The organism is Amycolatopsis sp. NPDC102389 (assembly GCF_044765885.1).
Classification (GTDB): domain Bacteria; phylum Actinomycetota; class Actinomycetes; order Mycobacteriales; family Pseudonocardiaceae; genus Amycolatopsis.
Genome location: NZ_JBIWKX010000107.1, coordinates 1 through 13,679, shown reverse-complemented (window position 1 = coordinate 13,679; position 13,679 = coordinate 1). Strand labels below are relative to the sequence as shown.

At 66.5% G+C, this 13,679-nt stretch carries 9 protein-coding genes; 3 read left to right on the top strand and 6 right to left on the bottom strand.

All coding sequences use genetic code 11. The features are described from left to right. Positions 1-376: 376 nt before the first annotated feature. Entirely contained in the window at positions 377-994 is a 618-nt protein-coding gene (locus tag ACIRGA_RS39985; RefSeq protein WP_400952438.1) for an isochorismatase family protein, read from the bottom strand. Between the two features lie 176 nt (positions 995-1,170). Between ACIRGA_RS39985 and ACIRGA_RS39980 the strand changes: the two genes are divergently transcribed. Further along, complete coding sequence (locus tag ACIRGA_RS39980; protein ID WP_400952433.1) at positions 1,171-3,102, top strand: anthranilate synthase family protein; 1,932 nt, start codon at positions 1,171-1,173, stop codon at positions 3,100-3,102. Here ACIRGA_RS39980 and ACIRGA_RS39975 read toward each other — a convergent pair. After that, a complete protein-coding gene (locus ACIRGA_RS39975) occupies positions 3,073-4,605 on the bottom strand; it encodes an FAD-dependent oxidoreductase (RefSeq protein WP_400952429.1) in 1,533 nt (510 codons plus the stop codon). The two genes, ACIRGA_RS39980 and ACIRGA_RS39975, sit on opposite strands and share 30 nt — an antisense overlap. Before the next feature lie 5 nt (positions 4,606-4,610). Further along, a complete protein-coding gene (locus tag ACIRGA_RS39970) occupies positions 4,611-5,105 on the bottom strand; it encodes a PhzA/PhzB family protein (protein WP_007028010.1) in 495 nt (164 codons plus the stop codon). Positions 5,106-5,219: 114 nt separating this feature from the next. Between ACIRGA_RS39970 and ACIRGA_RS39965 the strand changes: the two genes are divergently transcribed. Then, positions 5,220-6,077: a PhzF family phenazine biosynthesis protein gene (locus ACIRGA_RS39965; protein ID WP_400952423.1), complete on the top strand. Its 858-nt coding sequence runs from the start codon at positions 5,220-5,222 to the stop codon at positions 6,075-6,077. Positions 6,078-6,108: 31 nt separating this feature from the next. Here ACIRGA_RS39965 and ACIRGA_RS39960 read toward each other — a convergent pair whose 3' ends face one another. From ACIRGA_RS39960 to ACIRGA_RS39950, 3 genes are all read right to left on the bottom strand, one after another. After that, on the bottom strand, positions 6,109-6,591 hold the full coding sequence (locus tag ACIRGA_RS39960; RefSeq protein WP_400952418.1) for a YbaB/EbfC family nucleoid-associated protein: 483 nt from the start codon (positions 6,589-6,591) through the stop codon (positions 6,109-6,111). Between the two features lie 466 nt (positions 6,592-7,057). Then, positions 7,058-11,554: an acyltransferase domain-containing protein gene (locus tag ACIRGA_RS39955; RefSeq protein ID WP_400952414.1), complete on the bottom strand. Its 4,497-nt coding sequence runs from the start codon at positions 11,552-11,554 to the stop codon at positions 7,058-7,060. Positions 11,555-11,855: 301 nt separating this feature from the next. Further along, positions 11,856-12,503, bottom strand: a complete 648-nt coding sequence (locus ACIRGA_RS39950; RefSeq protein WP_400952411.1) for a hypothetical protein — start codon at positions 12,501-12,503, stop codon at positions 11,856-11,858. On the opposite strand from ACIRGA_RS39950, the gene ACIRGA_RS39945 reads away from it, so the two are divergent. Continuing rightward, the gene (locus ACIRGA_RS39945; RefSeq protein ID WP_400952407.1) at positions 12,463-13,287 is read left to right on the top strand and encodes a cytochrome P450; all 825 of its coding nucleotides are present in this window, start codon (positions 12,463-12,465) and stop codon (positions 13,285-13,287) included. The genes ACIRGA_RS39950 and ACIRGA_RS39945 overlap by 41 nt on opposite strands. Positions 13,288-13,679: the final 392 nt, after the last annotated feature.

Below are 13,679 nucleotides of genomic sequence, written 5' to 3'. Positions count from 1 at the left end.
CCAGAACCAGCCAGACCGCGTGAAAGCCTTTTTCGGCAAGGAAGAAGTCCGCTACGCCGCAGACTAGCCTGCCACATTTGCCTTACGGATCAATAACGCTCATTACCACTCACGACCCGGTCACAAAGCCGCACAAAGCACCCAAATCAGGCACCGCGCTCACTCTTTGTGTCCTCTATGGACAGTCAAGAACGAGCCGGGCCTCTTCGGCGAGCGCGCCGCCGGCTCCACCACGTCGCGTTTGCCTTACCCCTCAAGAGAACCCAAATCGCCACTCACACCCCACCTGACCAGCGGCAATCGACTTTGCCGGGACCCTGCGTCTAGTGCAAGGAAGGGGGCCTTCATGTACTTCCGCAAGGCGTGCCCCCGAGGCTCAGCCGGCGGCGGGTGACAGGTCCGCGAGCAGGCTTTCGGTGTCCGGCGTCGCCGCGCACAGCCGTGACGCGTAGTCGATGGCCAACCGGTGGTAGTCGAGCGTGAAGTCCGCGATCGCGTCGGACACCAGGAACGGCTGGATGTTGTTGGCGTAGGCGTCAGCGGCGGTGGCCAGGCACCCCACATGCGCGTAAACGCCGCAGATGATCAGCTGATCGCGTCCGCGCTCGGTGAGTTCATCCAGCAACGGCGATCGGTGAAAGGCGCTGTACCGCCACTTGGTGAGCACCCGGTCGTTCTCCCCCGGGCTCAGTTCGGCGACGATCGCGACGTCTTCGGGGCCGCTGGTCATGCCTTGGCCCCAAACGTCCTTGAGCAGACCTCGCTGCTCCTCGGTCATTCGGCCCGGCTGGGCGGTGTAGTACACCGGGATGCCGAGTCCGGCACACCGCTCCCGCAACCGCACGACGTTGTCGAGCAAATGCGTCCTCGGCGACTCTCCTTCCGGAAAGAACTTGACGAAGAAATTCTGCATGTCGTGAATGAGCAGGACGGCTCTGGCGGCCGAAACACGCCAGTCGACGACGTCCCCGGTCAGTTCACTCCGGGCGGGCATGGAATACGGGGATATGGCAGGGATGGACACAGTACCTCACTCTGACTCGCCTGGCGACGCCTGATCCGCACCGACACCGACCTAGATCCACAAAGGATTCTTGGAACACCTATTGTATACGGCTTCCGAAGATGTATACGTTGGCAGAGCTGGACAACTCTGGAGGGACGGTGGCCATGGACGCGCCCTTCAAAGCGGTGCTCGACGAGTTGCTGACCTCTGACCGGCAGTCTTTCGCGCTTCTGTATCGCCCTGCCAAGGGTCGCTTCGTGGAACTGCTGAGCGGTCCGACGCACAAGAACGAATCTCTCATGGACATTGCTCTCCCGGCGGGTGAAGCCGTTCTCGCGGTAATACCTTACCGACAGCTCACCGAGCTCGGCCTCCCCTGCGGTGACGACGGCCTGCCGTTGGTCACGCTGCGGGCCGAACACCGGATGCGCGTTCCGTTGCACGACGCTGTGCTCACGCTGCCCGATGACCCCGTCGAAATGGCCGACGCCGGCTTCGACGTCGATGACCGGACGTATGCCGAGATCGTGCGCACGGTGCTGGCCGAGAAGATCGGCCGAGGCGAGGGCTCGAATTTCGTGGTGAAGCGCACTTTCACCGCTGACCTTCCCGGCTACTCGCTCCGGACCGCCCTGTCGATCTTCTCCAGACTGCTGACCGCCGAACAGGGCGCGTACTGGACGTTCCTCGTGCACACCACCGAGCGCACGTTCATCGGCGCCAGTCCGGAGCTGCATCTGGGTTCGTCCGCGGGCACCGCGATGATGAACCCCATCAGCGGCACCTACCGGTATCCACCGGAGGGGGCGAACCTGTCCGGGCTGCTCGACTTCCTGGCCGATGGCAAGGAAATCGACGAGCTGAACATGGTGCTGGACGAGGAACTGAAGATGATGGCCGAGATGTGCCCGTTGGGCGGAAGCGTGCGCGGACCGCTACTGCGGGAGATGACGCGGCTCGCGCACACCGAGTACCTGGTGACCGGACACAGCGGAATGGATCCCCGGGAACAGTTGCGCAAGACCATGTTCGCCCCCACGGTCGTGGGCAGTCCGCTGCGAAACGCCTTCGACGTTGTCGCCGAGTACGAACCTGAGGGACGCGGTTACTACTCGGGTGTGGTGGCCCTGATCGGTGCCGGTCCGGCGGGGGAAGCGGACGTGGATTCCGCGATCTTCATCCGCTCCGCCGAAATCGACGCGAGTGGTCGACTGCGTGCCGGGGTGGGCGCCACGCTGGTGCGCCACTCCGATCCGGAAGCCGAGGTCGCCGAGACACATACCAAGATCTCAGGCTTGCTTTCCGCACTGGACGGTGCCGAGTCGGCTGCACGAGACAGGCCACCCGCCACGCTCCCCGGATTGTCGGCGCGGCCCGAGGTGACCCGTGCCCTGACGCAGCGAGCGAAGCGTCTTTCCGCTTTCTGGCAAAGACCTCCTGAGGCACGGCGAGAGGTGAACCCGATGCTTGCCGGGCGGCGGGCGCTGGTCGTGGACGCCGAAGACGGCTTCACCGCGATGCTGGGCGTTCAGCTCTCGGCTCTCGGGCTGGAGCCGGTCATCCACCGGCACGGTGGCGCCATCGACGTCGAGGACTACGACCTGGTGGTCCTCGGGCCGGGCCCCGGCGATCCGCTGGACCAGCGGAGCCCGAGAATGGCCACGCTGCGTGCCTTGACCAGGACCGCACTGTGCACCGAGACCCCGTTGTTGTCGGTGTGCCTGAGCCACCAGATCCTTTCGTCGCTGCTGGGGCTGCGCGTGGTCCGCAGATCCGTCCCGCACCAAGGCGAGCAGCGAGAGATCACGCTGTTCGGTGCCCGGCGCACGGTCGGCTTCTACAACACGTTCAGCGCTGTGTCCGCTATGGACACACTGCGGCATCCGCTGGTGAAAGGTCCGGTGGAGATCACCCGCGACCACGAGACCGGTGAGGTCCACGCGTTGCGCGGGACCACCTTCACCTCCCTGCAGTTCCACCCGGAGTCGGTGTTGTCCTTGGACGGACTGGAGATCCTCGACCACGTCACGGCGTCGTTGTTCACCACGCCGGTTCAGGTCCACTCCTCAGTCGGTGGCCGCGGCCCGGCCGGCTGAATCACCGAAGGTGAGCGCCTGCCCGAGCGTCGTTCCGGTGCCAGGGTAGGCCATTCCGAACGGACTCGCCGCGGCGTTTCCCGCCGCGTAGAGCCCGGAAATCACCGAACCGTCCACGTGCGTCACACGGCCGTGCTCGTCGGTCTTCGGTCCGCCCTTGGTTCCGCCGAGGCCGGCGTGCACCGCGACGGCGAAGTACGGCGGCTCGCTCAGCGGCCGAAGGGTGGGTTCTCCGCCCGCGCTGTCGTACTCCCCTCCGCCCCGGCCGAATTCGGGGTCCGCCCCGGCCTTCGCGTTTTCGTTGAACCGGTCGACCGTTTCCACGAAACCGGCCGGGTCCACGCCGATGAGGCCGGCGAGTTCGGCGGTGGTGCCGGCCCGCAGCAACCACTCCGGTTCCGGTTCACCGGGGCGCACCGAACCGAACGCATGACGTCCGCGCGCTTCGGCATCGAAGACCATCCAGGAGGGATCGGCTTCGAACCGGAAGTCTCGCGAGGAGAACGCGTGCATGGCCCGGCCGACGTCGTTGTAGCTCTGTGCCTCGTTGGTGAACCGCCGTCCGCGCTGGTCGACCATGATCACCCCGGGGCGGGCGCGCTCGGCGAACAACATGCGGTGCACCGGCTCGCCGTCGATCTCGTCGCCGGGCACATGGAGGCACGGGCACCACCACGCCTCGGACATGGTGCCCAGCGCCGCTCCCGCGGACATCGCGAGCCGCAGTCCGTCACCTCGCGAACCCGGCGCGCCGATCAGCCCACGCACCGGGGCTCGCAGGAATGTCTTCAGCAGAGCGGAGTCCCGTTCGAAACCGCCGGTGGCCAGCACGACCCGGGCCCGCTGACGTTCGCCGTCGACGACGACGCCTTCCGGTAACCAGTCGGTCACCCTGGTCGAGGTCCGCACGTCGACACCGGCATCGAGCACCGCCTTCAGCAGCGCGGCCACCATTGCTTGTCCACCGACCAGCGTTCCGGTGCGCGACCGTTCGGACACCAGTTGCGGCGTGGCCGCCCCGGTGACCATTTCCGTCACCGTCAGCGGGGGACGCCAAGCCGAGGAAGGCCGTATGAGTGCCGAGACGGTGGCGGGCACCTCGAGTGGCAACGGTTCCAAAGACCGCACTCCTGATCCCATCCCGCCCGGACGCTCGCGATGGCAGTCCGGGTAGGGCAACGGCTGCCAGCGCAGCGCGGTGGCGGCTTCCAGCCGGCGCAGCACGCGGGGCGCCTCGGCGAGATAGTGCTCAAGCAGGGCCGGTGCGGTGTCTCCGAGGTCGAGCGAATCCAGGTAGAGACGGGCCTGCTCGATGCTATCCACAATGGATCCGTCAGCGTGCACATGGTTTCCGGGCACCCATACCGCACCGCTCGACAATGCCGTGGTTCCGCCGATCGTCGCTGTCGCCTCGGCGAGCGTCACCTCGGCTCCGGCCTCCCGCGCGGCGAGCGCGGCGGCGAGCCCGGCGGCGCCGGAACCGAGGACGATGACCTTGACCATGCCGGCTACTCGGGGATGCCGCCCCGGGTGATCAGCGGCACCTCGATCCCCAGCGCGCGCATCTGCTCGCACGGGTTCATGAACTCCCGCAGTTCGATGATCTCGCCGTCCCGCAGCTTGAACGAGTGGATGAAGTGGTTGCGGTAGATGCCCGGCGGATAATCGGGGAACAGGATCTGCCCTTCCCCGTCGCACTCGACCCAGAAATGGTTCGGGTCCTGCGTCTCGAAGACCTGGACGTTGGACCACTTCCAGTCGGGGAAGCAGTCCAGCGACCACGCGGCCATCTCGGCGAGCTTCTCGCGGCCGCGGACCGCGGCGGGCTTCCCGGTATCGGTCGTCCACAATCCACCGTGGGCGTCCTCGGCGTACAGGCGGTGCCGTTTCAGCCGAGGCGGCCCTTCGGTCACGCGGAGGTACTCCTCCACCACGGCTCGGTTACTGCGACGCAATTCCGCGTCGTCCACGAAGCTGTTCCCGGTACTGACCTTTTCGGACACGGTTCCTCCTTGAGGGGGAAACAACATCTTCGATCGCGGCAGGCCGATCCGCAAGGCCCGCTGTGCGATCGCGTTCACTGGAAAGGGCCCGGTGCGGTCACTACGCTTACGGTCATGTACCGATACGTGATCATGGATGTGTTCACCGGCACTCCGCTCGAGGGAAATCCCGTCCTCGTCCTGCTTGCCGCTTCGGGGTTGTCGTCGGCGCAGATGCAGGCGATCGCCGTGGAGACCCATCTGTCGGAAACCACTTTCGTGCTCCCCGCCGAGAGTTCCGGGGATGTGCGGGTCCGCATCTTCACCCCGACCTGCGAACTGCCCTTCGCCGGGCATCCGACCTTGGGGACGGCGATCGCGCTGGCGCACCAGTCGGACCGCACTTCCCTGGTCATGGAAACCCTCGTCGGAAACGTGGAATTCACTTTCGAGCGCGACGACGGCGGAACGGTGTCGGCGAGCATGATCCAGCCGATTCCGGTATGGGAGCCCTATGAACACGCGGAGACCCTCGCGGAGGGTGTCGGCGTGCGCGCCGCGGAACAGACGGTGTTCGCCTACCGCAACGGGCCGAGGCATGTCCTGTTCCCCGTGCGCGACATCGAAGAACTCTCCGGCCTCACACCGGACTTGCGGCTGCTCGCGACTCTGCCGGACATGAGTGCCTTTTGTTTCGCCGGTGAGGGCACGCGGTGGCGGGCCCGGATGTTCTCCCCCGCCTACGGGGTGACCGAGGACGCGGCGACCGGATCGGCCGCGGGACCGCTCGCGGTACACCTGGCGAGGACCGGCAGGATCTCCTACGGCGACCGGATCGAGATCCGGCAGGGTGTCGAGATGGGACGTCCGTCGACAATGGTGGCGACGGCCTGGGGCTCCGGTGAGCGTCCCGAGCGGATCGTGGTGAGCGGGACCGCGGTGCCCGTCGCGCGGGGCGAGTTCCTGCTCGAAGGCGCCGAATCCGCTTCGTGAGCCGGATCCGTTCGGAACCGACCGGAACGGGTCACTCGCTCTTCTTGTCCTTGCCCTTATCCTTCTCCGACGAATCCGGAACGCTCATGCCGAGCTCCTCGAGGCCCTCCAGCATCGGTCCCAGCAACGAGTTCATCACCTCCATCGGATCGACCTTGCCGCTGGCGACCCCGGCGAAGTCGAGACCCGGCATCGACCCCGTGCCCATGACCTCCTCCACCTTCGCCATCGCCTCGTTACGGCCCTGTCGCACCACCTCCACGATCTGATGAGCCAGCCGGGCCGGAGGTAGCGATCGGTACTTCGATCCTTGGAACGACAGATCCGTCAACTCGCCGCGTCCGTCGAAGGTCATCAAGAACGAATTGTCCTTCGCGCGGACGGTTGTCGTGCTCTCCTCCCAAACCTTGCTCACCTCCCGCAGTTTCTGCTTCTCCCGCTCCAAATCCGCCAGCGCCTGCTCGACACCCGCATCCGGATCCGCGTTGTTGAATGCCGCGGCCCAATTCGTCATCACACAGCCCCTCACTACTCATGACCAGCTCGAACAGTCCGGCGCCTTCACGATTACAGAGACACCACCCCGAGCCGTTCGCGACTCCGCGTACACAGCCTGTTTTGCGGCGAACCCTGCCCTTTGTTCCTCTCTTCACAGGCAGGGATCCGTTCGAGCGGGTCAAGCCCCGCCAAGGTATCGGCCCAGTAGTCCAGGTTCGCCCCGGCGACGGGATCGTTCGCGCGTGCAGCGTGACAGCCCTGATGCGCTCATCTTCGCCCGTACGCAGGAGCACTGAGCGCATCAGGGGTCCTTCGCCAGGTCGAAGGGCGACACCAGCTCCCTGCGCAGGCGATCGTCCGCCTCGTCGGGGGTGTTCGCGCACGACGGGTGTCCAACGCGTCCGGGAACGCCTTCTGGTCGCCGGTCCTACGGCAGGCGGTCCGCCCACGCCGCAGGAGTGGGAGTACCAGATCCGCCGCCCTCATAGCTCGATCCGTTCCATCGAGCCGACGGCCCCGCCGGCGTCCGACGCCGTCCGGTCGGAACCCATCAATGCCTGGACCTCGGCGGCGAGAGCGGAGATGTCCGGAGCCCTCAGCACGAGAGAGACCGGAAGCGTCACCGCCAGGTCGCGCAGTACGAGGTCGCGCAGTTCCATCGCCATCAACGACGTCATGCCGAGCGTGGTCAGCCGGACGTCCCGGCGGACGTCCTCCCGCGGCACGCGGAGCACCCGTGCCACCCGGTCGGCCAACCGGTCTTCGACCGATCCGTCGTCGGGGAGCCGCGCGCTCGATCCCGGCTCCGGCTCGGAACCCCGCCAGTACCGTTCGCGCTGCCATGGGTAAGAGGGCAACGGCACCGTCCGGCCGCCGTCATGCTGGAGGCGGTCCCAGTCGATGCCGTAACCCGCCGCGTACAGCTCCGCGACGGCGACGAGCAGATCCTCTCGATCACCCTTGCCCTTGTGCGCGGTGGCGATGACGGCGCCCTCGACTCCGACGGAATGGAGGGTTTCGTCGATCGCCGGGCCGAGCACGGGATGGGGACTGATCTCGAGGAACACCCGGTACCCCTGTTCCGCCAGCGAAACCATCGCGGGAGCGGACATCACCGGCTCGCGCAGATTGCGGACCCAGTACTCCGGCCCGAGATCCGCGCCATCACACCACCTGCCGGTCACGCTGGAGCAGAACGGCAGCGGGCCCACCGACGGCACGATGTCGCGGAACCCGGCGCGCAGTTCGTCCAGCAACGGCTCCACCTGCCTGCTGTGCCCGGCCACGTCGACGTCCATCCGCCGTCCGAAGACGCCGTCCCGCTCCAGCTCGCGCAGCACCTCGTCGACGGTCGCCGCGTCACCGGTCAGCAGCGTGGCCGTCGGGCTGTTGCTCGCCGCGATCTCGATCCGGCCGTCCCATCGCCCGGCGAGTTCGCGTGCCTCCGGAAGAGGCAACTCCACCAGCGCCATCGTGCCCCGGCCCCGGATGGTCGCCAGGAGACCGCTGCGGTGGCAGATGATCGTCGCCGCGTCCTCGAGAGACAGCACGCCCGCGACGTGCGCGGCGGCGACCTCGCCCATGCTCTGCCCGGTCACCGCGTCCGGTTCGACCCCCCACGACCGCCACAGGGCCGCGAGCGACACCTGCATGGCGAACAGCGTGGGCTGGACCTGTTCGATGCGCCCTGTCTCCGACCGCTCACGATCACGGTGCAGGAACTCGATGACCGAGAATCCCCCGCTTCGCCGGATCGCGGCGTCACAGTCTTCGAACGCGTCCCGGAACGCCTGTTCCGTCTCCGACAGCCGCCGTCCCATACCGGACCACGAGGCGCCGTGCCCGGAAAAGACGAACACGACGCGCGGCTCGCTCCGCGCGAATCCCGGTTTCCGCTCTCTCGCCTGCTCGAGAGCGCTCGCCAGCTCGCCTCGCGAACCGCCCACCACAGCGAGCCGGTGGGCGTGGTGACCGCGATGAGCGGCGGTATAGGCGACATCGTCGAGGTCTTCGGCGGCACTCACCGTCTTCGCCAATTCGGCGAGCTCCTGATCCAGCGCCGCGGGGGTGTGCGCGGACACCGGCACGATGACCGGTTCCTGCCGCTGTTCTTCGAGCGTGGCGAGCGAAGCCGCGGTCCGGGCAGGAGGGTGGACGCGACGCCAGCGCACCTCCTGCCCTCGGCAGTAGAGGCTGCCGAGAGAATCGAGCAGGACCGGCCTGGCGGGTTCGCCGCGCCGGATGGAGGGCAGCACCTGCCCCTCGCGGCCCGCTTCGGCGAGGCAATCAACGAGGTTGCGCACCAGCAGAGGGTGCGGGTCGACCTCGATGAACCGATCGTGGTCCGAGTCGATGAGCAGCCGCACCACCTCGGCGAACAGCACCGGCTCGCGGAGGTTGTCACACCAGTAGCCGGCCTTGAGTTCGCTTCCCTCCAGCCGTCGGCCCGCCACAGTGGAATAGAACGGGACCGTACCTTGGTGCGGGCGCAATCCACTGAGGGCCGCGCGCAGTTCCGGCAGCAGCGGATCCATCTGCGGTGAGTGGGACGCGTAGTCGACCTGGATCGCCCGTGCGGTGATGTCACCGCGCTTCGCCTCGGCGATCACCTCCGCGATCGCGTCCGCGGCGCCGGAGATCACCGTCGCGGTGGGACTGCCGCTGACCGCGACGGAGAGCTCGGCCGTCCGACCGGTGAGCAGCAGGCGGGTCTGCTCGACGGGGAGTTCGACCAGGGCCATGGCACCTCGGCCGCCGACGGTGCGTTGCACGATCGCGCTGCGCACGCAGATGATCCGGACCGCGTCCTGGAGACTCAGGCACTGGGCGACGCAGGCCGCCGCCACCTCGCCCATGCTCTGCCCCACGACGGCGCCCGGTCGCACTCCCCAGGAACGCCACAGGTCGGCGAGCCCGACCTGCATGGCGAAAATCGCGGGCTGCACGACATGAAGGTCGTCGAGCCAGGTCGGATCGTCGCCTGCCAACAGATCCAGGATGGACTGCCCGAGATAAGGACGCATCGCCTTGTCGCATCGTCGCAGCGAGGCCCGGAAAGCCGGTTCGATGAGCAGGTCTCGCCCCATGGAGAGCCACTGCGAACCCTGACCGGCGAACACGAACACCGGCTTCCGGCCGGCGTCGCGCGGGGTACCGACGGCGGTACCGGCGCGGACCCGGTCCACAAGGTAGTCGTCGAGGCGAGCCGCCAGATCGGACATGCCGGTCACGGTGAGCGCCATCCGCCACGCACCGTCGTCCTCCCGGCCGCCGGCTGCGGAACGGAGGTCGGCGATCGACGTGCCGGGGCGATCGCAGGCCTTCCGCAACTCGGTCGCCGCGGCGCGGAGTCCTTCGGCGGTGGACGCGGCGACGGGAACCAGCTGCGGGGCTTCCCCGGTGGTCCCCTCGACCACGACGTGGCAGTTGGTGCCACCGAAACCGAAGGAACTCACCCCGGCCAGCGCGGGACGTTTCCCCTGCGGCCAGGCCGTTCGCTCCGAGGCGACCCGCAGACGCCAGTTCTCGAAGTCGATGTGCGGGTTGGGGTTCTCGAAGTGCAGGCTCGCCGGGATGGACCGGTTCCGGACGGCCAGCGCGGTCTTGATGAAGCCGGCGATCCCGGCCGCCGCCTCCAGATGACCGATGTTCGTCTTGGCCGACCCCAGCAGGAGCGGCCGCTCGGCCGGGCGACCGGCGCCGAGCACGGCCCCGAGCGCCGCGGCCTCGACGGGGTCGCCGAGCGCGGTGCCGGTCCCGTGGGTCTCGACGTAGTCGACCTGCGCCGGATCGACTCCCGAGGCCGCATAGGCGTCCCGCAGAACCTGTTCCTGCGCGGCCGGGTTCGGCGCGGTCAGCCCGTTGCTGAAGCCGTCGTTGTTGATCGCGCTGCCGCGCAGGACGCAGTAGACGGGATTGCCGTCGGCGAGTGCGCGGGACAGTGGCTTGAGCACCACGACGCCGCCGCCTTCACCGCGCACATAGCCGTTGGCCCGGGAGTCGAACGCCTTGCACCGGCCATCCGGTGCCATCGCGCCGAGGCGGGACATCGCGACCATGTTCTCCAGCGCGATCAGCAGATTGACCGCGCCGACCACGGCCAGTGACGTCTCGCCGAGCACCAGGCTCTGCCGGGCTTGGTGAATCGCCACCAAGCCCGAGGAACACGCGGTGTTCAACGTGATAGCCGGCCCTCGCAGACCGAGAAAGTAGGCCACCCTCGCCGGGATGATGCTCAGATCCTGGCCGGTCGCGGTGTGTTCGGTGAAGCGGTCCAGCGCACCGTCGGCAGAACGCGCGTAGTCGTTCCACATCGCGCCGAAGAACACGCCCGTCCGGCTCTCCCGGAGGCCGTCCGGCGCGATACCCGCGTCGTCGAGCGCCTCCCACGACAACTCCAGTGCCAACCGCTGCTGAGGATCCATTTCGACCGCCTCGCGCGGCGAGATGCCGAAGAACCGGGGGTCGAAACCGTCGATGCGGTCGAGAAAACCACCCCACCGGCTGCTGACCTTTCCGTTCGCCATCGGGTTCTCGTCGAAGAGCCCGTCCGCGTCCCAGCGCTGCGGTGGCACTTCGGTGATCGCGTCCACCCCTGCCGAGAGCAACCGCCAGTAAGCGTCCAGGTCTTCGGCGCCGGGGAACCGGCACGCCATCCCGACCACGGCGATCGGATCTTCGAGCCGGGGCCCGCCGGTGACCGCGGCTGCTCGCGGCGCTTTCGGTTGTGCTCGTGTGCTCACCGCGTCGGCCAGCGACTTGATGGTGGGGTTCTCCCACAGCAAGGTCGGCCGTAACCGCCGCCCCAAGGCGGCGCCGAGTTCGTTGAGCAGGCCGACCGCGCGCATCGAGTCGAGTTCGTATCGGCTGAACCGTTCCTCCGCGTCAATGGATCGAGGGTCGATCCCCATCACCGTCGCAAGGCGCGCGATCAGCCATTCCTCGATGGAGATCGCGGTGAGCAGGCCTTCTTGCGTCATCGTCGATTCCTAACAAAGCGGACGGACTTTTCACTACCCGATCACCACGCCGGGCAGAGTGATCGTGAACGCATTCCCAGCTTCACCTCGCGCCTCCAGATCACCGGTAATGTGCCCCGGCTCACAGAATCTGTCAACAAGGACGGAACAAAGGGGCAGCCCTATTCGCCATCCTCACTTTTAACAAAAATACACAATTCCGCTAATCGTTCTCTGCTATTTGAAAACCCCGGCTCCGTCAAGGCCCATCAGGGTGACGAAGCATCGCCCGGTCGTCATTTGACGAGACCTCGACGATGCGCTAACCATGGACATGACCAGGCATTTCAATCACGACGCCGCCGAGGCGCGCGCCCTGACCGACACGGAAGAACCATCCGCCGATTCGGTGATTCTCAATCACGGCGAGCATGAGCTTCGAATACTTCGATGGAGGCAAATGGCGGTTGACAACGGCCGGAAGTGTCCCGCTCGCGAGCAATTCGATCCACTCGCGGCCGACTATATCGCCGACCCATACCCCATCCTCGCGGCGATACGCGCGGAAGTCCCGGTTTTCTACGACCCTCGGCTCGACATGTGGCCGGTGACCAGGCACGAAGACGCCAAACGAATCTTCACCGATCATGAGACCTTTTCGGGCTCGATCACGCAGACACCGGTCTACCCGCTCGCCGAGGAGGCCAAGGCGATCCTGGACACGGGTTTCCATCCGACGCCGACCGTGTCGAACTGCGATCCGCCGAAACACACGCGGGTGCACACGCACAACGTCCGGGCGTTCTCCGCCCTGCGCATCGCCGTGCTCGAACCGGTCATCCGCGAATGCGTCGTCGACTTGATCGACGGCTTCGCCGCGAAAGACCAGTTCGACGTCGTCGAGGAGCTGAACTTCCCACTCCCCCGCCGTGATCGTCTTCGACCTGATCGGCCTTCCCAGGGCGGACATGGAGTCGCTGAAAGGTCTCGCGCTCAACCGGATGGCCTTCACCTGGGGACGGTCGTCCAAGGCCCAGCAGATCCGAATCGCCGAGAACATGGTCGACTACTGGAGGTACTGTACGGACTTCGTGATCAGCCGCGTCCAAGACCCACAGGACGACTTCACCAGCGACCTCGCCCGGGTGCACCTCGATGATCCGGAGGAGCTGACCGTCGACGAGATCATCAACGTGATCCATGCACTGAGCTTCGCGGGACACGAAACCACGGCCAACGTGTCGGCCAGCTTGCTCCACCGGTTGCTCGGCCATCGCGAGCGCTGGGAACAACTCTGCGCCGACCCGTCACTGATTCCGAAGGCGGTCGAGGAGGGCCTCCGTTATGATGCGAGTCTGCACACCTGGCGCAGGATCACCACGAGACCGGTCACCATCGGCGGGGTCGAGGTACCCGCCGGCGCCAAACTGCTCCTGCTCATCGGCTCCGCCAACCATGCCCCGGCGACCTTCCCTGACCCGGAGGTCTTCGACCTCCACCGGGCGGGCGCTCAGCAGCACCTCACCTTCGGCAGGGGCATCCACGCCTGCTTCGGCGCGCCGCTCGCTCGCATGGAGATGCGAATCATGCTGGAAGAGCTGACTTCCCGGCTGCCCGGCCTGCGCCTGGACATCGAGCAACCACTGGACTACCATGAGAACGCCTGCTTTCGCAAAACAGTGCGGCTTTGGCTCGACAACGTGGGCCGAGGACGCGACACCGAAGTACATGAAGGCCCCCTTCCTTGCGTCTAGCGCCAGGGTGCTGGCAAAGTCGAGCCTGGTTCTGGACACCGGCGGGGCTACAGTGTCCACAAGGGACATCGCCGAGCAATTGGGTGTCCGATTGATGCCGCTAAGTACGGTTCCCCGTGGGGTCGTGAGTGGTAATGAGGGTTAGAACAACCCAAATCACTCACGACTCCCTCGCGAAACAGTGCAAGTCGCCCAAACCGGTCACCTAAGTCTCGAAAAGTGTCCCGTATGGACAGTCAAGAGCCGGGTGAGACCCCTTGCGTGAGCCTGGGACCACACCCAACGGTAGCGAAGCCTGGCGGATTCATGCGGTCGTTGCAACATGCTCCATTTAGGACAGTAGCATGTTGAGTTTTTCTTGGGGTGTAAGCCAGTCCAGTGTTTTGCGGGGA